This is a genomic window from Cystobacter fuscus DSM 2262, from assembly GCF_000335475.2.
GTDB classification, from domain to species: Bacteria; Myxococcota; Myxococcia; order Myxococcales; family Myxococcaceae; genus Cystobacter; species Cystobacter fuscus.
Genome location: NZ_ANAH02000010.1, coordinates 256,217 through 276,878 on the forward strand (window position 1 = coordinate 256,217; position 20,662 = coordinate 276,878).

The window sequence follows — 20,662 nt, forward strand, 5'->3', positions numbered from 1 at the left end:
CACGGGCTTTAGTGCCCGAGTACCTCGCCCCCGTCGACGGCGGAGACCTGGAAGTCGGGCTTGAGCCGCTGGAGCGTCTTGACGAAGGACTCCTTGTCCTGGGCCTTCTCGAGGGCGGCCTCGGGGGTGATGGTGTTGGCTGCCACGAGCCGCTCCAGGTGCATGTCGAGCGTCTGCATGCCGAGGCCCTGGCTCGACTGCATCTTGCTGGCGATCTGGAACACCTTGTTGTCGCGGATCATCGAGGCGATGGCGCTGGTGCCGATGAGGATTTCCAGGGCGGCGACGCGGCCCTTGCCGTCGGCGGTGCGGATGAGTTGCTGGGCGACGATGCCGGCGAGGCCCTCGGCGAGCATGCCGCGCACCTGGGGCTGCTCGTCGGCGGGGAAGGAGTTGATGATGCGATCGATGGTGGCCGGCGCGCTGTTGGTGTGCACGGTGGCGAAGACGAGCACGCCGTAGCTGGCCAGTTGTAGCGCGAGCTTCATGGTCTCGTTGGTGCGCAGCTCGCCGATGAGGATGACGTTGGGGTCCTCGCGGCCCGCCGAGCGGATGGCGGTGGCGAAGCTGGAGGCGTGCAGGCCCACCTCGCGGTGTGTCACCTGGGACTTCACCGACTCGTGCACGAACTCGACGGGGTCCTCGATGGTGAGGATGTGCGCGGCGCGGGTGTGGTTGATGTGGTGGATCATCCCCGCGAGCGTGGTGGACTTGCCGCTGCCGGTGGGGCCGGTGACGAGCACGAGGCCGCTGCGGCGCTCGGCGAGCTTGCGCACCACCTCGGGCGTGTTGAGCTCCGCGAGCGACAGCACCCGGCTGGGGATGGTGCGGAAGACGGCCGCGAGGCCGCTCGTCTTGTAGAAGTAGTTGGCGCGGAAGCGCGCGCGCGTGCCGTAGCTGTAGGCGAAGTCGAGGTCCAACTCCTCGGTGATGTGGCGCTTCTGCTCGGGGCTGGTGAGCTCGAAGAGCATGGCCTCCAGCTCCCTCTGGGTGAGCAGCTCCTCGCGCAGCGGCTGGAGTCCACCGCGGATGCGGCCGAGCGGCGGGTGGCCGATGCTCAGGTGCAGATCGCTCCCCTTGTGCTCGAGGAGCTTGTCGAAGAACGCGGCGATGCGCGGCGAGGCACTCGAGGAACTCATGGGTCAGGCGCTCTTGCGGTTGAGGAGGTTGCCCATCTTGGAGAGCAGCGGCTTGGAGCCGTCGGGCGGCGAGGGCTCGGGAGGAGAGCCGGGGCGCTTGCCCGTCACCACGGCCTCCAGCTCGTCGGGGTTCTCGGCGTAGACGCGCGCGTGCTCGAGCGTGGTGCGGCCCGAGCGCACCAGTTCGGCGAGCGAGTCATCGAAGCGCACGATGCCCAGGCTCTTGCCGCGCTGTTGGAGGGAGGGAATCTGGAACGTCTTGTTGTCGCGGATGAGGTTGCCGAGCGCGACCGAGCCGGGCAGCAGCTCGGCGGCGGCCACGAGGCCCTTGCCGTCCGCGGAGGGCAGCAGCCGCTGGCTGACGATGAGGCGCAGGCTGCTGGCGAGCGTCATGCGCACCTGGGCCTGGTCGCCCGGGGGGAAGAGATCGATGAGCCGGTCGATCGTCTTCGCGGCGCTCTGGGTGTTCATGGTGCTCACGAGCAGGTGGCCCGTCTCGCTGGCGGCGAGCGCCATGCGCACCGTTTCGGTGTCGCGCAGCTCGCCCACGAGGATGACGTCCGGGTCCTCGCGCAGGCTGCCCTTGAGGGCGCTGGCGAAGCTCTTGGTGTGGGTGCCCACCTCGCGCTGGCTCAGCAGCGCCTTCTTGCGCGGGTGGAGGTACTCGACGGGATCCTCCACGGTGAGCACGTGGTGGGTGGTGTCGCGGTTGATGATGTCGACGATGGCCGCGAGCGTGCTCGTCTTGCCGTGGCCCGAGGGGCCGGTGACGACGATGAGGCCCTGGTGGTGGTGGGTGGCCTTGGCGATGTCGGCGGGCAGGCCGAGCGACTCGAGGGTGGGAATCTCGCGGGAGATGAGCCGGAAGCTGCCCTTGTAGCCGGTGCGCTGGCGGGAGACGTTGACGCGGAAGCGGCCGGACGCTCCCAGGTCGAGCGCGAAGTCACAGCTGCCCTCGCGCTCGAGCACGAGGCGCAGCCGGTCGGGCACATGGGGCAGCAGCATCTTCTCCACCGCCTCGGGCGGCAGCACGGCGCCGTGGGGCAGCAGCTCGCCCACCAGCCGGAAGAGGGGAGGGCGGCTGGCGATGATGTGCAGGTCGCTCGCGCCCACGCTCCGCGCGTCTTCCAGGAGCATCGCCAGGTTGCCCGCGGACGCGGGCCGCACGACGAGCCGGGGCCCCGCGGAGGCGTCGGCCCTGGACTCGGCCGTGGGTGGGGGGGCCGAGGGAGAAGGCCCAGCGGCGGGCGCGGAACGCTCGGTGCTGGGGAGGATCTGCATGCCGGCGGACCGGGCGGGCCTGCCCGTCGTGGCGGGAGGCGGGGCGGGCGGGGGAGCCACGGTGGGCGCGGGCTCGCCGCGCAGGATACGCACGTGGAGCACGTCGCCGCGGCGCATGGCACCCACGATCACCGGACCGAAGCCCTCCAGCTTCAGGCCCCACTGCCCGGGCTTCTCGGAGAGCGAGGCGACGCGCGCGGCGCCCACCAGGCCCTTGAGCGCCTCCTGCAGTCCCTCCAGGGTGAGCAGGCCCTCATCCAGCGTCTCGAAGCCCGTGCCCGTCTTGGCCAGCGGGGCGCGTCCGCTGATGAGCGTCAGTTCCACCACGGCCGGTCGAGCCAGTTGGCGCAGCAGTTCCGTGAAGCTCTTCATTGCGCGGGGCCACCCTTCGGGCCCTCCGGGGGAGTGGGGGGCCGACGGGAAAGGGTACAGCACAACTGGGAATGTCGGGTATTCCCGAAAGAGGGGTAATGCGGCCGTCGACCCGGGTCGCCGGGAGGGAGGACGGACAGGCGGCGCGAAAAAAGAAACGCCCGGACAGGGACCCTCGAGAGGGCCCCATCCGGGCGGAATCACACGAGGGAAGGAGCGGTCCCTCGGAGAGGGGGCCGGGCCTGCCCAGGCCGGCTCACAGCTCGCGCGACATGAGCAGGCGCAGCTTGCCGGACTTCTTGGACACCACCGTGGCCACGGTGGTGAAGCCCGCGTTGCGGTAGAAACTCACCGCGGGGGCGTTGGCCGGGTCCACGCGCAGGGCGATCGTCTTGCGGTACATGTCCCGGGCCACCTGGAGGGCCTGGTTGAGCACGGCCAGTCCCACGCCCTTGCGGCGCAGCTCCGGCTTGATGACGATGTTGCGCATATAGGCGGCGCCGGGAACCGGGCCGTCGCGCTCCACCGTCACGTAACCCACGACCTGGTTCTGCACCTTGGCCACCTGCACGAACGGCCGCAGCCCCGTGAGGGCCTTCAGGCTGTCCTCCAACGTCTCTCCGCGGCTCAGCCACGGCTCCGAATTGGCGCGCAGCGCGGCCACGGAGGCCATGTCCTCGTCGCTCGGGGCGTTGAATTTGACCGCCAGCGCCAGGTCATTGGGCATGGTCGTCATGTCCGGCACCGGCATCGCGCCTACCTCCACGCCCGGCTCCACCCGCTTCATCGTCATGCCTTGCTCCTCCATTGCGCTACGAATCCTAACCGCTTCATTGTCTCCCTTGCACGCCCTTGGGTTCAGCGCACATTTCCACTCATGGGTGGGGGGACCGGACTACCCCAAACTGCGCACGTGGCCCGGGCATTCCAAGGCCGCCGGCCGCCGCTTCGTTCCGGGGCTGCCCCATGCGACAAACCGGAGACGGCTTTCAATGATGAACACCTTTCACTATAAAAAACCGTCCTCCCCGAGCGGGTTGGTCGATCCTTCCCCTTCTTGCCCGGCACCCTGAGCTCCGCACGTGCAACTCAACCACGCCCAGCGCGAACTCACCCTGAAGATCGTCTACTACGGCCCTGGGCTGAGTGGGAAGACGACGAACCTGCGCTGCATCCACGCGCGGGCCCGGCCGGAGGCGCGCGGCCGGTTGCTCAGCGTGGAGACACACGAGGACCGCACGCTCTTCTTCGATCTGCTCCCCGTCTTCTTCACCAGCCAGTCGGGCTTCAAGGTGAAGCTCAAGCTCTTCACCGTGCCCGGCCAGGTCGTCCATGACGCCACGCGCCGCGTGGTGCTGCAGAACGCGGACGCGGTGGCCTTCATCGCCGACAGCCGCCGCAGCGCGGGCGCGGAGAACAACGCCTCCTGGCGCCGCCTCCGGGCGAACATGCGGGAGAACGGCCTGGACACCTCGCAGGTACCGGTGGTCATCCAGTTCAACAAGCGGGACCTGCCGGACGCCCAGACGGACGAGGAGCTGGAGGCCGCGCGCCAGCGGGGCACCGAGCCCATCGTGGGCGCGGTGGCGCTGCGTGGGGAAGGGGTGATGGAGACCTTGCACGCGCTCTTGCAGTCGGCCTGGCGCAACCTGGACGAGCGCATGCGGCTGGCGCGCAACATCGGCCTGGAGGAGCGGGAATTCCTCGGCCACATCTTCCAGCAGATGGACCTCAAGGGGACGCCCCTGGAAGCGCTCTACCCCCCGGTGGGGGGCAAGTCGCGATGAGCGCCGAGAAACCGGGGCCCACGGGCAACGGGTCCGAGCCCACCGGCCTGGCCCTCCAGCGCAAGCTGTCGCTGGTGGACCTGTTGGATCCGCTCACCTTCGGGGACGTGGTGGAGAGCCTGGGCGCGCTGTTCCAGGTGGGCGTGCGCGTGCTGGACGAGCGCAACCGGACGCTCGCGGACGCCCAGGGCGCGCACGGGGAATTCTGCGGCTTCATCGGCGCCAACCCCGCGGTGCGCGTGCGCTGCTCCGCCCAGGTGACGCGGGTGAAGGAGGGACCGCTGGCGGCCCTGCCCCCCTTGCAGGCGCTGGGAACGGAGGGCGCGGGCGAGCTGCTGCTGCACACCTGCCTCACCGGCCTGTGCTACGTGGTGGTCCCCGTGGTGTGGGAGGGAGACGTGCTCGGGCGCGTCGTGTTCGGGCCCTACGCGTCCGAGGACGGTGGCTCGCCGGGCTGCCCCGAGGGGCTGGAGGCGGAGCGGACGCGCCACCTGTCCCAGGAGGAGCTGGCGCGCATGGTGACGCACCTGTCCCAGGTGCTGGCGGCGCTGCTGGCGGCCGGACAGAAGTCCTATCTCACCGGGCAGCTCCACCTGGAGGCCATGGTGGAGACGCAGCGCGAGCTGGAGCACCAGAACTCGCAGCTGTTGCGGCTCAACCAGCGCCTCAAGGAGTCGGACCGCAGCAAGTCGAGCTTCCTGAGCACGGTGAGCCACGAGCTGCGCACGCCGCTCGCGTCCATCATCGGCTACTCGGAGATGCTCGCCGAGGGCCTGGTGGGCGGGCTCAATCCGGAGCAGATGCAGTTCGTGCGCACCATCATGGAGAAGGGCAACACGCTGCTCAAGCTCATCTCCTCCATCCTGGACATGAGCCAGATCGAGGCGGGCAAGGTGCGGCTCGCCTTCGAGTGGGTGGACGTGCGGGAGATGGTGGAGAGCGCCATCACCAGCGTGACGCCCCAGGCCCAGCGCAAGGGCCTGACGCTCGAGGCGAACCTGCCGGTGGGGCCGCAGCCGCGGGTGGTGGCCGATCGCGAGAAGCTGCGTCAGGTGGTGGTGAACCTGCTGGCCAACGCGGTGAAGTTCACGCCCTCCCTGGGCCGCATCGACGTGCGGCTGTCGGAGGTGGGCACGCGCTCGGAGCTCGCCTCCGCCGGCTACCACATCGAGGTGGAGGACACCGGGGTGGGCATCCCGGAGAACCAGCGCGACCGCATCTTCCAGAGCTTCTATCAGGTGGACGACAGCCCGACGCGCGAGTACGGCGGCGCGGGTCTGGGGCTGGCCATCGTGAAGAGCTACGTGGAAGGCCACGGCGGTCAGGTGTCGGTGCGCAGCGAGGTGGGCAAGGGCTCGTGCTTCCGGGTGGTCCTCCCGAAGGAGCCGCCCCTGTCGGGCCAGGGCCCGGCCTACATCCCGCCCCCCGTGGACACCGAGCCCGAGCGCTTCTAGTCCCGCCAGGACGCACCGAAGCTCCACCCGGGAAGGACCGGATGGAGCTTCGCGCGGTGGAGCGGGGGGCCTACTTCTTGTCGGGGCTCGGCAGGTACGGAGGAGGAATGGGCTCCTTGCCCGTGGCCTGCTTCAGGGTGTCCCCCACGTCCTGGTTGAGATCCTGACCCTTCTTGTGGTTCAGGTCGTGCTTCGTCTGCTCGAGGTCGCGCTTGAGGGCTTCCTTCACCTTGCTCGTACGGCCCGGCTTCTTGTCGTAGTCCATGACCTGTCTCCCTGGGTTCGTCCCTCGTGGTGCGCCTCAACATGGGCGTGCCCGCCCCGTCCGGCAGTCCCATGCCCCGGGGCGGTCCGGACAGCGGACGGGCGGGCGGGCGCTTCATGGGCCGGGTGCGCTACCCTGCGGCGCGTGAGCCAGAAGCGCGCGGGCGAATTCGCCCTCATCGATCTCTTCCTGTCCCAGTTCCCCCGGGCCCGGGTGCCCGTGGGGCCCGGGGACGATTGCGCGGTGCTCGCTCCGTCGCGGGGCGCGCAGTGCATCACCACGGACGCGGTGGTGGAGGACGTGCATTTCAAGCGCGCCTGGTTCTCTCCCGAGGACATCGGCCACAAGGCGCTCGCGGTGAACCTGTCGGACCTGGCCGCCATGGGCGCCCTGCCGCGCTGGTTCGTCTGCGCGCTCGCGCTGCCCCGCGACTTCCCCCGCCGCGCGCTGCTCGGGCTCGCGCGGGGCATGAGCGCGCTCGCGCGCGAGCACGGCATCGCCCTGGTGGGCGGCAACTTCTCCTCCGCGCGCGAGCTGTCCGTCACCCTCACCGCCGCCGGGGAACTGCCCCCGGGCAGCCCGCCCCTCACCCGCGCGGGTGGCCGGCCCGGGGACGTGCTGTACGTCTCGGGCACGCTCGGCGACGCCCGGCTGGGCCTGGCCCAACTCCAGGCCGGCCGGCGGCGCTCCCCGGCCATCCTCCGCCAGAAACGCCCCGTGCCCCGCATCGCGCTCGGCCGGCTCGCCTCGCGCTTCGCCTCCGCCGCGTTGGATCTCTCCGATGGCCTCGCGCAGGACCTGGGCCACCTGTGCCGGGCCTCGGGCACGGGCGCCGAGCTGGACGTGGAACGGCTCCCGGTGTCGCGTGCCGTGCGTGCCTCCCTGGGGCTCGAGGGGGCCCTGGCGGGTGGGGAGGACTACGAACTGCTGCTCGCCGTCCCACCCGGGCGCACCTCCGCCTTCGAGCGAGCGTGCCTCCGGGCGGAAGAATCCATTACCCGTATAGGCCGGCTCACCCCGGGTCCGGCCGGACACATGCGTGTCACGGGGGGGCGAGCGCTGCGCCTGCCCGCCGGCTTCGATCACTTCCAACAGGATGGGGGGGCGGATTGACCGTTCCGAACGGGAGGGCTAAACCCTGGAGTCCGCCGTTGCCGCCTTCCTGAAAAGCGAAACCGTGCGCCGCCCTCTTCGCGACGATCCACCTCCCGGCTTCACTCCCCGCCGCGACACCGTGCAGCGGCTGTTGCGCACGGTCGAGCAATCCAGCACGGGAGGCCATGAAGTCTCCCTCCAACTGAAGATCTTCGTGGGTTACTTGATGATGGGGTGCGTGCTCACCGGCACGCTCTTCATCACCGAGCCGCTGCTCACCTTCTGGTGGCGCATCGCCCTGGCCCTGGGCATCACGCTCGCCCTGTCCCTGACGCTGCCGCGCTACCTGCCGCGCGTGACACGCCTGCGGGTGCTCTCGCGCTCCGCCTTCGAGATCTCCCAGGGCGACCTGTCCAAGCCCCTGGTGGTCGAGCCGCCGCGCGCCTGGCGCCGCGATGAAATCGACGAGCTGGCCCTGGCCATCCGCAAGATGCAGGAGAACCTGCGCGAGCTGGTGGGGAAGATCCAGGACACCGCCAAGAGCGTGGCGGACACCGCCAAGGACTTGCAGGGCTCGGCCGAGAACGTCAACGGCACCAATGAAGAGGTGGGCTTGTCCATGGACAAGATCGCCCGGGGCGCCGAGACGCAGTCGCAGCTGGTGGGCCGCACGTCCAAGGTCATCACCGAGATGGCCAGCAGCATTCAACGCACCGCGGCGAGCGCCGAGGACGCGGCCCGCACCGCCGCCGAGACGAGCAGCGCCGCGGAGAACGGCAGCAAGGCGGCCCTGCTGGCCGGCGAGAAGGTGAAGAAGGTCTTCAACCGCATCGAGGCGGCGAGCCAGCAGGTGTTCGCCTTCGGCGAGAAGACGCAGGAAATCTCCAAGATCGTCGACGCCATCACCCAGGTGGCCCAGCAGACCAACCTGCTCGCGCTCAACGCCACCATCGAGGCGGCGCGCGCGGGCGAGTACGGCCGCGGCTTCGCGGTGGTGGCCGACGAGGTGCGCAAGCTCGCCGAGAGTGCGGGCCGCTCCGCCGAACAGATTTCCCGCCTGGCGCGCGACATCTCCGGCCAGTCCACCGCCGTGGTGAGCGCCATGAAGGTGGGCATCGAGGAGCTGGCCGAGGGCCGCGAGGACCTCACCGGCATCGTGCGCTCCATGGGCTCCATCACCGACACGGTGCGCAAGGTGGCCGAGAAGGTCCACCTCATCTCCGACAGCGCCCGCGAGCAGCAGAAGGGCAGCGAGGAGATGGTGAAGGCCACCGAGGAGATCTCCCTCGTGGCGCGCAACAACGCCACCTCCACCGAGGCCATCCAGTCCGTCATCCAGGAGCAGACGGACGCCATGGTGCGCATGACGTCGCTGGCCAGCGAGCTGACCAACCTCTCCATCGAGCTGCAGAGCGTGGTGCGCAGCTTCCGGCTCAATGCGTGAGGGTGGCCGGGCCCTCCTCCAGGCCCTCGTCCAAGCCCTCCTTCAGGGCCTTCGTGGGCATGGATTTTCCCCGCTCCCCGGATTGCTGGTAGAAGAGCACTCGTGCGGCACGTCATCTTCCGGGTGGAGAAGGAGCGCTACGGGCTGCCGCTGATCGCGGTGAAGGAAGTGGTGGTTCCTCCGGAGCGCTTCACCCGGGTGCCGCGAGCCCCCAAGGCGGTGACGGGGGTGATGAACCTGAGGGGCCGGGTGGTGACGGTGGTGGAGCTGCGGCAGTTGTTGGGACTGCCCGAGGGGCCTTCTCCCAACGGGCGGGTGGTGTTGTTGGAGCGGGGCCGGCGTGATCTCGGGTTGTTGGTGACGGACGTGGAGGGCATCGAGGCCGTGGAGCGGGTGAGCGCGGCTCCAGGCAAGACGGTCCCGGCGGTGCGCGGTGTCGCGCGGTTGCGGGGGCTGGCGGTGACGGTGTTGGATCCAGAAGGGCTGGATTCCGCGGTGGTTGGACTCTTCACCGCGGCGCAGAAGTGAGTAGCTGTCTGAAATGGGCGGGTGGTAGTGTCCGCGGCCCTCTCGGGGCCTTACGCGGAGGCGGAGCTTCACATGGCTAAGCGGGTGCTGGTCGTCGACGATGCCATCTTCATGCGCAACATGATCAAGGACATCTTCGCGTCCGGTGGCTTCGAGGTCGTCGGAGAGGCGGCCAACGGGCTGGAGGCCGTGGAGAAGTACAAGGAACTCAAGCCGGACCTCACGACGATGGACATCGTCATGCCCTTCAAGAGCGGCATCGAGGCCACGCGCGAAATCATCAAGTTCGATGGCAACGCGGTGGTCATCATGTGCTCGGCCCTGGGGCAGGAGAGCCTGGTGATGGAGGCCATCGAGGCGGGTGCCTCGGACTTCATCGTCAAGCCGTTCCGCGCCGAGGACGTCCTGGCGGTCGTCAAGAAGGTCCTGGGTGAGGGCTGAGTCCCCTCCCATGAATCGATGAATCACCGAGGCTGGACATGACCATGGACATGTCCCGCTACCTCGGCCTGTTCCTGACCGAGGCGAGCGAGCATCTGGAAGGACTGGGCCGGGACCTCGTGCAGCTCGAGCGCGAGGGCGCGCGGGCCGTGGTGGACTCGATGTTCCGCCACGCGCACTCGGTCAAGGGCATGGCCTCGTCGATGGGCTTCGAGTCCATCGCGGTGCTCGCCCACCGCGTGGAGGACCTGGTGGACGCCATCCGCCAGGACCCCAGTCGCCTGGAGCGCACCCTGGTGGACCTGCTCTTGTCCGCCACCGACGCGATGCTCGCCCAGGTGCGCTGCGTGGCCGACAACCGCACGCCCGAGGATGCCTCGATGCTGCTCGGGCAGCTCGCCGAACGCGTGAGCCTGCTCACCGGCCAGGCGCCCTCCGCCACGAAGGTGCTCAGCCGGCTGACCGACTCCATCGCCGCGGCGACCGTGTCGGTGCCTCCGCCCGCGCCGCCTCCCGCTCCGCCGGCTCCTCCCCCCGCTCCCGTCGAGCCCGAGCCCGCCGCCGCCGCGCCGCCCGCTCCCGCCATCGAGCCCCTGCCCGCCGATTTCCTGTCCGATGACTCGCCCACCCCCACGGGGGTGAGCGCGAGCACCGCGGCGGCCCAGCTCGCCACCGCGGTGGTCAAGGCCGTCAAGGCGCAGGAGCTGGCGCGGCAGGACGCCGAGCCCAAGAAGGTGCCGCGCTGGACGATGCACCTGCGCCTGTCCCCCACCTGCCAGACCCCGGGCGTGCGCGCCTTCCTGATGCACAAGCGGCTGCTGGGGCTGGGCACGTTGCACGACCTGCGCCCCGGGCTGGATGACCTCAAGGCCGGCCGCATCCCCGAGGGGGCCATCCAGCTCGAGCTGGAATCCACCGAGTCCGAGGAGGGCATCCGCAAGGCCCTGCGCAACGTGGCCGACGTGGAGCTCGTCTCGATGACGCCGGTGGTCGCCGCCGCCCCCGTGGCCAATCCCGCGAGCGCGCTGCAGGCCTCGGCGGAGGCCGCCCGGGGCGCCACCGCGACGGGGGCGGATGGCGCGCGCACGGTGCGTGTGCGCACGGAGCTGTTGGATCACTTCCTGGACACCGCGGGCGAGCTGCTGCTGGCCACCGCGCGCCTGCGTGAGCTGGGCAAGATGCTGCCGGAGGGCTCGCGCCCGCCCATCGAGGAGGGCGTGTACCGGCTGCACACCCTGGTGAAGGACCTGCACGACAAGGTGATGAGCGCGCGCATGACGCCGCTGTCGACCATCACCGACCGGCTGCCCCGCGCGGCGCGCGACATCGCCCGGCGCAAGGAGCGCGAGGTGGAGCTGATCATCACCGGCGCGGAGATCGAGCTGGACCGGGCCATCCTCGACGACCTGGCGGATCCCCTGCTGCACCTGTTGCGCAACTGCATCGACCATGGCCTGGAGTCGCCCGAGGAGCGCGTGGCGGCGGGCAAGCCGCCCCGGGGCCGGGTGGTGGTGTCGGTGCGGCGCGTGCGCGACCGCGTGGTGCTGGAGATGGAGGACGATGGCCGCGGCATGAACGTGGTGAAGCTCAAGGAGGCGGCGGTGGCCCGGGGCGCCGTGTCGGCCGAGGCCGCCGCGCGCATGGCGGACCGGGAAGCGCTCCTGCTCTCGTGCCTGCCCGGCGTGTCCACCGCGAAGGACGTCTCGGAGATCTCCGGCCGTGGCGTGGGCATGGACGCGGTGAAGCGCGTGGCGGAGAACGTGGGCGGGACGCTGGAAATCGAGAGCGAGCTGGGCCGCGGCTCGCGCTTCACCCTGCGGCTGCCCCTGACGGTGGCCGTGGTGCAGCTCCTGCTCGTGTCGGTGGGGGAGGAAGTCTTCGGCCTGCCCATCGCCAAGGTGGTGGGCGCGCTGGAGGCCGACTCGGAGAAGCTCGAGCGCAGTCGGCAGATTCCGCTCCTGCCCCACAACCAGGGCCTGCTGCCGGTGTACGCCCTGGGAGAGCTGGTGGGAGTCGAGGCGTCGCCCCGCAGGGGGGGCGTGCGGCCCTATGTGGTGATGGAAGGCGAATCCGGCCGCGTCGCGCTCGCGGTCGACAAACTGATGGGGCAGGAAGAAGCGGTGCTCAAGCCGCTCTCCCGGCCCCTGGACTTGCTCCCAGGGCTTTCAGGGGTCACCATCCTGGGCACGGGCCGGCCGGTCTTCATCCTGGACGTGCCAAGGTTGCTATCCGCGTGAGCCCTCTTCCGAGCGACATTCAGCTGGACGCCCTCCGAGAGGTGGCGAACATCGGCTGCGGCCATGCCATCAACGCGCTCGCGCGTCTGGTGGGTGGCCGCACCGTGAACCTGTCCATTCCCCGTGCCCTCGTGGCCGAGACCCCGGAGCTCACGGAGCTGTTGGGCGGCTCCGATGCGTCCGTGGTGGCGGCGAAGCTGGGCATGGACGGGGAGCTGGGCGGGGTGCTGCTGCTGGTGATGCCCACCCAGGACAGCGTGGCCCTGGAATCGCTGCTGCTGCGGCGGGAGGACGCGCCCCAGGAGGAGCGCGAGAGCGCCCTGTCCGAGGCGGCCAACATCGTGGCGAGCGCGTGCTTGTCGGCCATCGGCATGCTCACCGGCTGGCGGCTGCTGCCCACGGTGCCGGTGCTCCTGCGCGGCGCGGCGGGCCCGGTGCTGGCCGAGGTGATGCAGGCCACCGGCAGCGATGGCCGCGTGGTGGTGCTGGAGACGCGCTTCTCGTCCGCGGGCGTGCCCGCCGTGTCCGGCCAGATGCTGCTGCTGTTGGATCAGGAAAGCTCCCGGGCGCTGCTCACCCGCCTGGGCGTGTAGCCCCGCAGGGCGCACTCCCCGACGTGAAACGTCCCCTGGCTCGCACGCACCCGGTGAAAACCGGGGCAGACCTGTCGGGTTCGACGCTGAATCGTGACACTCAAAGCATCGAGGTTTCTATTCTGAAACGGGTGTGAAAAGGTGCGGCCGCAATGGTGGATTGGTCGTCTCGCCGCCCCCTGGCCAAACGCGCGAACACTCGTCATCCGGTGGTGACCTCGCTGCTCCTACCCCTGGCGTTCACGGGCTGCCTCCACGCGCCGCCCTCCGCCGAGAAGGTGACGTCCGAGGTTCATACGGACGCGGCGGTTTCCGTTCCCGTGGCGGCTCCCGCGGTGGCTCCCCGCTCCTGGTCCGACGAGGTGCTCTACTTCGTCGTCGTGGATCGCTTCGCCGATGGCGACCCGGCCAACAACCTCCAGGTGGACGCCAAGGCCCCGGGCACCTTCCATGGCGGAGACTTCAAGGGCCTGCGCGAGCAGCTCGACGAGCTGTCCTCGCTGGGCGTGACGGCGCTGTGGATCACCCCCGTGGTGAAGAACATCGACGGCTTCGTCACCGGCGCGGGCTTTCCGGACTGGGGCTATCACGGCTACTGGGCCGAGGACTTCCAGCAGCTCGAGCCGCGCTTCGGCTCCGAGCAGGAACTCAAGGCCCTGGTGGACGCCGCCCACCAGCGCGGCATCCGCGTGCTGTTGGACGTGGTGTACAACCACCCGGGCTACGACTCGCGCTACCAGAAGGATCCCCAGACGAGCGGATGGCTGCGCTCGCAGGAGCAGGGGACGTGTGGCCAGGACGACGTGACGAGCTGCGTGTCCGGCCTGCCCGACTTCAAGACGGAAGTGCCCGAGGTGGCGAAGTACCTGCTCGACGCGCAGCTCGCCTGGGGCAAGCGCTCGGGGGTGGATGGCTTCCGCCTGGACACGGTGAAGCACGTGGACCACCCCTTCTGGCGGGAGCACCGTCGCCGCACCCGTGAGGAGCTGGGCAAGGACTTCTTCCTGCTCGGCGAGGTGTGGGGTGGGGATCGCGAGTCGCTCGACCCGTGGTTCTCCGGGGACGAGCTGGATGCCGGCTTCGACTTCGGCTTCCAGGGCAGCGCGCTCGCGTGGGTGCAGGGGCGCGGACGCACCGTGGCCTTCGACGCCTACCTCCGCTCGCGCCACAAGGTCCGCAAGGGCTACCTCCTGTCGCACTTCCTGTCCTCGCACGACGTGCCGGGCGCGCTCTTCCAGCTCGCGGGGGACAAGGCGCGCTTCCGGCTCGCGGCGCTCTTGCAGTTCACCACCACGGGCCTGCCCGTCATCTACTACGGCGAGGAAGTGGGCCGCCCGGGGGGAGACTGGCCCGCCAACCGCGGCGACATGCCCTGGGGCGAGCGCCGCGTGGGTCCCGGGGTCGGGCTGCCGCGTGACGAGTCCCTGCGCCAGTTCTACCAGCAGCTCGTCGCGCTCCGGCGGGCCCATCCCGCGCTCTCGCGGGGCTCGCACCAGGGGCTGGCGACCGAGGGGGATGTTTACACTTTCGTGCGCCACGACCCCGAGTCCGGTGACGCGGTGGTTGTCGCGGTGAATCGCGGTGGTAAGAAGGCCTCCGTCTCGGTCCCCTGGCCCGAGGCGTGGGGTGGCGCGGCCGCGCGAGACCTGCTCGACGGAAGCGGACTGGAGGCGGGTCCGACTCTGGAGATCACCGTCGAGGCGCTGTCTGCCCGCATCCTGGGTCGAGCCCCGTGAAGTTCGTGCAGTCCTAGCAGGCAGAGGGGCCCCTCCGAGTGGGCCCTCGGAGGGAGAGCCTGAATGTCCGGTGTGGTTTTCAAGAATGTGGCCAAGCGTTACGGCGACGTGTCCGTCATCGAGGGCTTGAACCTCGACATCCAGGACCATGAGTTCATGGTGCTCGTGGGTCCGTCGGGCTGTGGCAAGTCCACCGCGTTGCGGATGATCGCCGGTCTGGAGGAGATCACCGGGGGCAGCCTGTCCATCGGCGATCGCGTGGTGAACCAGTTGCCGCCCAAGGACCGGGACGTGGCGATGGTCTTCCAGAACTACGCGCTCTATCCGCACATGAGCATCCGGGAGAACCTCGAGTTCGGCCTGAAGATCCGCAAGACGCCCAGGCCGGAGATGGACAAGCTGGTGAACGAGGCGGCGGAGATCCTCGGCATCACCCACCTGCTGGATAGAAAGCCCAAGCAGCTGTCGGGTGGTCAGCGCCAGCGCGTGGCGCTCGGCCGCGCCATCGTGCGCAAGCCGGCGGTGTTCCTCTTCGACGAGCCCCTGTCCAACCTCGACGCCAAGCTGCGCGTGCAGATGCGCTCGGAGATCAAGAAGCTCCAGCAGCGCCTCGGCGTCACCTCGGTCTACGTGACGCACGACCAGATCGAGGCCATGACGATGGGCCACCGCATCGCGGTGATGAAGGAAGGCAAGCTGCAGCAGCTCGGCACGCCGCTCGAGGTGTACGAGCGTCCGGCCAACGTCTTCGTGGCCCAGTTCATCGGCTCGCCCCCCATGAGCTTCACCTCGGCCACGCTGTCGGCCAATGGCGAGGTGCTCGAGGGCGAGGGCTTCCGGCTGCCGGTGCCCCAGAGCATGCGCGCGGTGACCGCGGGCAAGGGCGGGCGCAAGCTCAAGGTCGGCATCCGCCCCGACAACATCCAGTCGCCCGAGGCCAGCGCCCGGGGCGAGACGGCGCCCATCGAGGTGAACGTCGACCTCGTCGAGCCGCTCGGCAACGAGGTCATCGTCCACTCGCACCTGGCCGACAACTCGCTCGTCTTCCGCCTGCCGCCGCACCACTCGCCCCCGTCGGGCTCGAAGCTCAAGGTGCTGGTGGAGCTGGACTCGCTGCACCTGTTCGACGCCGAGACCGAGCAACGGCTGTCCGCCTGAGCCCACGCCTCTCCTTACCCCTTCCTCATTCCTAGGACTCCCCCGACATGAAGAACCTGCGATGGATGTTCGCGGCCGCGAGCGCCTGTGTGCTCGCCCTGCTGCCCTCGGCCTCTTCCGCCGCCGAGACGAAGGAACTCGTCCTCTGGCACGGCTACCGCGCCGAGGAGAAGGCCGCGCTCGAGAAGCTGGTGGGCCAGTTCAACGCCGCCCACGCCGCCGAGGGCATCAAGGTCAACACGCTGGCGGTGCCGTATGACGCCTACGCGGACAAGATCTCCGCCACGGTGCCGCGCGGCAAGGGCCCGGACGTCTTCATCTTCGCCCAGGATCGCCTGGGTGGATGGATCGAGGCGGGCAACACCGTGGAGCCCATCGACTTCTACCTGGACGATGAGCTCAAGAAGCGCTTCATCCCCTCCACGCTCCAGGCGATGGTCTACCGCGGCACCACCTACGGGCTGCCGCTCAACTACAAGTCCATCACGCTCATCTACAACAAGAAGCTCGTGCCCACGCCGCCCAAGACGAGCGGCGAGCTGGTGACGATGGCCAAGAAGATCACCGACCAGAAGGCGGGCCGCTTCGGTCTGGCCTACGCCTACGGTGACTTCTACTACCACGCGGCCCTGATGAACGGCTTTGGCGGGGGCGTGTTCGGCGCGGATGGCGCGCCCGCGATGAACTCGCCGGCCAACGTCAAGGCGGCCGAGCAGCTGCTCAAGTGGAAGGAGAAGGACGGGATTCTTCCGGCCGAGCCCACCACGGCGCTCATCACCTCGCTCTTCAACGAGGGCAAGGCGGGCATGGTGTTCTCCGGCCCGTGGTTCCTCGGGGAGATCGCCAAGGGCGTGGACTACGGCCTGGCGCCGCTGCCCACGCTGGACGAGGCGGGCGGCAAGCCCATGCGTCCGTGGACGACGGTGGAGGGCGTGTATGTCGCCGCGCCGTCGAAGAACAAGGACGCGGCGTTCGAGCTGGCCAGGTTCCTCACCAGCACCGAGGGCGCCAAGGTGCTCGCGCTCGAGGGCCGGCAGAGCCCCGCCAACCAGGCGGTGTACTCCGACCCGAAGGTCTCCGGGGACGCGCAGCTCAAGGCGTTCCGCGCCCAGGTCGACACGGCGGTGCCCATGCCCAACGTGCCGGAGATGTCGATGGTCTGGGGCCATGCCACCTCGGCGATGAGCTCCATCCTCAAGAAGACCGCGACCCCCAAGGCCGCCCTCGACGCCGCCCAGAAGGGTGTCGCCAAGGACGTGGCCAGCCTGCGCAAGAAGTGAGAGGTCGAGCGTGAGAAACGTGGTCCCCCAGCCTCCCAGCAGCGAACCTGGGAATCCCGCCGCCCTGCTCACCGACACGAGCGGCCTCAATGGTGTCCCCGGTTCGGGCGAACCCTCCGGAGGCGCGGGTGCGCTCTACCGGGGGCGGGTGCTCGTGGGCCTGTTGCTCTCGCTCGGCGCGGCGCTGTTCATCGCCCAGGGCCTGTTGGCCAAGGCGTTGGACAGCGTCTCCACCGAGCGCGCGGATCGTCAGTCCTTCGTGTCCCTGCGCGCCCTGGAGGATCTCGTCCAGCGCGCCGGAGGCTCGGGCGACGCGGTGCGCGCCGTGGTGGATACGTGGAAGACCCAACTGCCCGCCGGCAGCGCCGTGCGGGTGGTGGCCTTCTCGGGCATCCGGCTGGAGGCGTCCACCTTCCCCGAGGACGTGGGGGAGCGCGTGGCGCCGCGCCGGCTGAGTCGCGAGGAGAAGCCCCTCTATGACCGCGGCCAGCGGCTGCGCGCCGCGGTGGAGACCAACCGCGAGGAGGGGGGAGCGCGCAAGCTGGAGGTGGAGGCCGAGGCGCTGCCCGGAGGCGGACGCCTCTTGAGCGCCCCGGTGGAAGTGGAGGGCTCGGTGGTGGGCATGGTGGAGCTGGCCACGGCGCCGCTCGCGGCCCCGCTCGAGCCCTCGCTGCCGACGCTGTTGTTGTGCTGGCTGTTGCCGCTGGCGCTGTGCGCCGTGGCGTCCTTCGTGGCGCGGCGCCAGGGCGTGCTCGTCGCCGTGTCGGTGGTGGCGCTCGTGGTGGGCCTGGGCGCCTATGGCTCCTACTCGCTGGGCACGCTGGGCGCCGAGGTGCGGGGCACGCAGACGCTCGTGGCCGAGCAGGTGCGCGCCATGTCCGAGCGGGCCCAGGCGGTGATGGCGGAGCGGCAGCTCGCCACCGAGCCCGCGCTGCGGCCCGGGGACTGGGACGCGGATGCGTACCGCCGTCCGCTGGGGCTGGTGAGCCCCGAGGGTCAGGTGAACGAGTCGGTGGTGTCCGCGCGCATGGAGGAGCTGCGCTCGGGCGTGGGCCGCGCGATGACGGGCCTGGGCGCGGTGGCGCTCGTCGTGCTGCTCTTCATCGGCCTGGGCGGCGTGCACCGCACGGCGGCCACCGTGGTGGAGAACCGCACCGCCTACGCCTACATCGCCCCGGCGATGGTGGGCATGCTGGTGCTCGTCTTCTTCCCGTTCTTCTACGGCATCGCCCTGTCGTTCACCGACTCCACGCTCTACAACGCGGGCCAGCCGTTCATGAACCTGTGGGTCGGCCTGCGCAACTACGTGGAGATCCTCGGCGACTTCAACATCGTCAAGCGCGCGCAGGACGGCTCGCTCGTCTTCAACTACCTCAACTTCTACTACACGCTCTTCTTCACGGTGGTGTGGACCATCACCAACGTGGTGCTCGGCGTGACGCTGGGCCTGGTGCTGGCGTTGATCCTCAACGTGGACAAGCTGGCTTTCCGGCCCATCTACCGCGTGCTGCTCATCCTGCCCTGGGCCATGCCCAACTACATCACCGCGCTCATCTGGAAGGGCATGTTCCACCAGCAGTTCGGCGTGGTGAACCACATCATCCGCATGTTCGGCGGCCAGGGCCTGTCCTGGTACGACACGCCCTTCACCTCGTTCCTCACGGTGCTCGCCACCAACGGCTGGTTGAGCTTCCCCTTCATGATGGTGGTGTCGCTCGGCGCGCTCCAGTCCATCCCCATGGAGCTGTACGAGGCGGCGCGCGTGGATGGCGCCAGCCGCTGGCAGCAGTTCACCGCCATCACCCTGCCGGCGCTCAAGCCCGCGCTCGTGCCCGCCGTCATCCTCTCGGTGGTGTGGACCTTCAACCAGTTCAACGTCATCTTCCTGGTGACGGAAGGTGAGCCGAGCCACTCGACGGAGATCCTCATCACCCAGGCGTACAAGTACGCCTTCCAGCTCTACCGCCACGGCTACGCGGCGGCCTACTCCACCATCATCTTCGGCATCCTGTTGCTCTACAGCATGGTGCAGAACCGGGTCTCGCGCGCCACGGAGGCCGCCTGATGTTCTCGCGTCGTGACGGACTTCCCCACTGGCCGCTGCACGTGCTGCTGGTGCTCTTCACCCTCTTCGCGCTCTATCCCATCCTCTGGGTCATCACGATCGCGTTCTCCGGGCGGCAGAGCCTCGCCATCACCACGCTGCCCGAGTCGCCCACCGCGCTCGAGCGCGTGCGCGCCATCGTCCCGTGGCCCGAGACGTGGTCGGCCTCCAACTTCACCTCGGTGATGACGGAGCAGCCCTTCGGCCACTGGCTGTTCAACAGCGCCGTCATCTCGCTGGGCACCACCGTGGTGGGCGTGTTCCTCGCATGCACGGCGGCGTACGCCTTCAGCCGCTTCAAGTTCGTGGGGCAGCGCACGGGCATGATGGCCTTCCTCGTGTCCCAGATGTTCCCGGGCACGCTCATGCTCATTCCGCTCTACATCATCCTGGTGCAGTGGCTGGGGCTGGGCAGCTCGCGCCTGGGGCTGATGATCGTCTACGCCACCACGTCCATTCCCTTCAGCGTGTGGATGCTCAAGGGCTACTTCGACACCATCCCCAAGGACCTGGAGGAGGCGGCGCTCATGGAGGGCGCCTCGGTGGGGAAGATCTTCTGGACCATCATCCTGCCGCTGGCCAAGCCCGCGGTGGCGGTGACGGCGCTCTTCTCCTTCATGACGGCGTGGAACGAGTTCATCCTCGCGGCCACCTTCATGGACCAGGAGGCCATGTACACGGCGCCCGTGGGCCTGCGCTTCTTCGTGGGTGGCTACTCGCAGCAGTGGGGCTACTTCGCCGCGGGCTCCATCATCGTGTCCATCCCCGTCGTCTTCCTGTTCCTCTTCCTGCAGAAGTACCTCGTGTCCGGGCTCACCGCCGGCAGCGTCAAGGGTTAGCCCGTCCGCCTTCCTCGCCTCTGCCTTACCCCAAGGAGAAGTGCCTGATGAAGACGTCCCGACTCGCGTGGTTCTCGCTCACCGCGGCGCTGCTGAGCGCGCCCGCCCTCGCCGCCAACAAGGTGTCCTTCAAGGATCCCACGGGGGATGACAACGGCCCGGGCACCTACAAGTACCCGACCGACCCCGTGTACAAGCCCGGCTCGTTCGACCTGACCGACTTCTCCCTGTCGAAGAAGGGCGACAAGCTCGACGTCACCCTGGGCCTCAACTCCACGCTGGAGGACGCCTGGAAGACGGGCAGTGGCTTCGCCGTGCAGCTCGTCTTCGTCTTCATCGACACGGATGGCAAGGCGGGCAGCGGCTCCACCGAGTCCCTTCCCGGGCTCAACGTGAAGTTCGCCCCCGACTTCGGCTGGGAGAAGGCCATCGTCATCTCGCCGGCGGGGGCCGAGCGCGTGAAGACCGAGGTCGCCTCCAAGGCCGGCGCCGTCAAGGACAACGTCCTCGTCCCCGAGCGCGTCAAGGGCTCGGGCAAGAAGATCACCGCCACCGTCAACGCGCCGGGCCTGCAGGGCGAGCCCTCGCAGTGGCGCTACCAGGTGCTCATCCAGTCCAACGAGGGCTTCCCCGCGGACAAGGATCTGCTGACCCGCAAGGTGAATGAGTACGAGGGTCAGCACCGCTTCGGTGGTGGCAACGACGGCGAGTGCGATCCGCACGTCATGGACATGCTCGCGGGCGCGGGCAAGGGCGACGCCTCCGAGGTGAAGGCCCAGCACGAGGCGCTCGCCTTCGAGTGTGGCGCGGAGGGCGCGGTGAAGACGCTGGCCACCCTCCCCATGGTGGGCGGCGCGGCGGCGCCCACGGAGAAGAAGTAGTTCCGCGTGGCCTGGGTCGTGCCGGAGC

18 protein-coding genes are annotated in these 20,662 nt (G+C 69.3%); 14 read left to right on the plus strand and 4 right to left on the minus strand.

The window, feature by feature from the left end; all coding sequences use genetic code 11:
* Positions 1-8 precede the first annotated feature (8 nt).
* The 3 genes from D187_RS19440 to D187_RS19450 all read right to left on the minus strand — a co-directional run bounded on the left by D187_RS19440 (position 9) and on the right by D187_RS19450 (position 3,585).
* Entirely contained in the window at positions 9-1,139 is a 1,131-nt protein-coding gene (locus D187_RS19440) for a type IV pilus twitching motility protein PilT (protein WP_002632140.1), read from the minus strand.
* A 3-nt stretch (positions 1,140-1,142) separates the two neighbouring features.
* The gene (locus D187_RS19445; RefSeq protein ID WP_002632141.1) at positions 1,143-2,792 is read right to left on the minus strand and encodes a type IV pilus twitching motility protein PilT; all 1,650 of its coding nucleotides are present in this window, start codon (positions 2,790-2,792) and stop codon (positions 1,143-1,145) included.
* Between the two features lie 256 nt (positions 2,793-3,048).
* Positions 3,049-3,585 carry a GNAT family N-acetyltransferase gene (locus D187_RS19450; protein WP_043430744.1) on the minus strand — a complete coding sequence of 179 codons (537 nt, stop codon included), beginning with the start codon at positions 3,583-3,585 and terminating at the stop codon, positions 3,049-3,051.
* A gap of 289 nt (positions 3,586-3,874) precedes the next feature.
* Here D187_RS19450 and D187_RS19455 point away from each other — a divergent pair, with 289 nt between their 5' ends.
* Both D187_RS19455 and D187_RS19460 read left to right on the plus strand, forming a co-directional pair.
* Positions 3,875-4,579: a GTP-binding protein gene (locus D187_RS19455; protein ID WP_002632144.1), complete on the plus strand. Its 705-nt coding sequence runs from the start codon at positions 3,875-3,877 to the stop codon at positions 4,577-4,579.
* Positions 4,576-6,033, plus strand: a complete 1,458-nt coding sequence (locus tag D187_RS19460) for an ATP-binding protein (protein ID WP_002632145.1) — start codon at positions 4,576-4,578, stop codon at positions 6,031-6,033. The genes D187_RS19455 and D187_RS19460 overlap by 4 nt, the downstream gene beginning before the upstream one ends.
* Positions 6,034-6,103: 70 nt before the next feature.
* On the opposite strand, the gene D187_RS19465 is transcribed toward D187_RS19460, so the two are convergent.
* Positions 6,104-6,298: a hypothetical protein gene (locus D187_RS19465; protein WP_002632146.1), complete on the minus strand. Its 195-nt coding sequence runs from the start codon at positions 6,296-6,298 to the stop codon at positions 6,104-6,106.
* 144 nt (positions 6,299-6,442) lie between these two features.
* Here D187_RS19465 and thiL point away from each other — a divergent pair, with 144 nt between their 5' ends.
* From thiL to D187_RS19525, 12 genes are all read left to right on the plus strand, one after another.
* Complete coding sequence (gene thiL / locus D187_RS19470) at positions 6,443-7,411, plus strand: thiamine-phosphate kinase (RefSeq protein ID WP_002632147.1); 969 nt, start codon at positions 6,443-6,445, stop codon at positions 7,409-7,411.
* 64 nt (positions 7,412-7,475) lie between these two features.
* Entirely contained in the window at positions 7,476-8,837 is a 1,362-nt protein-coding gene (locus D187_RS19475; RefSeq protein WP_002632148.1) for a methyl-accepting chemotaxis protein, read from the plus strand.
* A 102-nt stretch (positions 8,838-8,939) separates the two neighbouring features.
* Complete coding sequence (locus tag D187_RS19480; RefSeq protein ID WP_002632149.1) at positions 8,940-9,365, plus strand: chemotaxis protein CheW; 426 nt, start codon at positions 8,940-8,942, stop codon at positions 9,363-9,365.
* Positions 9,366-9,437: 72 nt separating this feature from the next.
* Entirely contained in the window at positions 9,438-9,806 is a 369-nt protein-coding gene (locus D187_RS19485) for a response regulator (RefSeq protein WP_002632150.1), read from the plus strand.
* A gap of 38 nt (positions 9,807-9,844) precedes the next feature.
* A complete protein-coding gene (locus D187_RS19490; RefSeq protein ID WP_043430601.1) occupies positions 9,845-12,043 on the plus strand; it encodes a chemotaxis protein CheA in 2,199 nt (732 codons plus the stop codon).
* Positions 12,040-12,636 (plus strand): chemotaxis protein CheC, encoded by a 597-nt coding sequence (locus tag D187_RS19495; protein ID WP_043430603.1) that lies wholly within the window; start codon positions 12,040-12,042, stop codon positions 12,634-12,636. Before D187_RS19490 ends, D187_RS19495 begins: the two co-directional genes overlap by 4 nt.
* A 152-nt stretch (positions 12,637-12,788) precedes the next feature.
* Complete coding sequence (locus D187_RS19500; RefSeq protein WP_002632153.1) at positions 12,789-14,372, plus strand: alpha-amylase family glycosyl hydrolase; 1,584 nt, start codon at positions 12,789-12,791, stop codon at positions 14,370-14,372.
* 63 nt (positions 14,373-14,435) lie between these two features.
* Entirely contained in the window at positions 14,436-15,530 is a 1,095-nt protein-coding gene (locus D187_RS19505; protein ID WP_002632154.1) for an ABC transporter ATP-binding protein, read from the plus strand.
* A gap of 47 nt (positions 15,531-15,577) precedes the next feature.
* Positions 15,578-16,810: an extracellular solute-binding protein gene (locus tag D187_RS19510; RefSeq protein ID WP_002632155.1), complete on the plus strand. Its 1,233-nt coding sequence runs from the start codon at positions 15,578-15,580 to the stop codon at positions 16,808-16,810.
* A 10-nt stretch (positions 16,811-16,820) separates the two neighbouring features.
* Positions 16,821-18,875, plus strand: coding sequence for a carbohydrate ABC transporter permease (locus tag D187_RS19515; RefSeq protein ID WP_245591764.1), 2,055 nt, complete (start codon positions 16,821-16,823; stop codon positions 18,873-18,875).
* Positions 18,875-19,753 (plus strand): sugar ABC transporter permease, encoded by an 879-nt coding sequence (locus D187_RS19520; RefSeq protein WP_002632157.1) that lies wholly within the window; start codon positions 18,875-18,877, stop codon positions 19,751-19,753. The genes D187_RS19515 and D187_RS19520 overlap by 1 nt, the downstream gene beginning before the upstream one ends.
* A gap of 47 nt (positions 19,754-19,800) precedes the next feature.
* The gene (locus D187_RS19525) at positions 19,801-20,634 is read left to right on the plus strand and encodes a glucodextranase DOMON-like domain-containing protein (RefSeq protein ID WP_002632158.1); all 834 of its coding nucleotides are present in this window, start codon (positions 19,801-19,803) and stop codon (positions 20,632-20,634) included.
* The last annotated feature ends 28 nt before the right edge of the window (positions 20,635-20,662 follow it).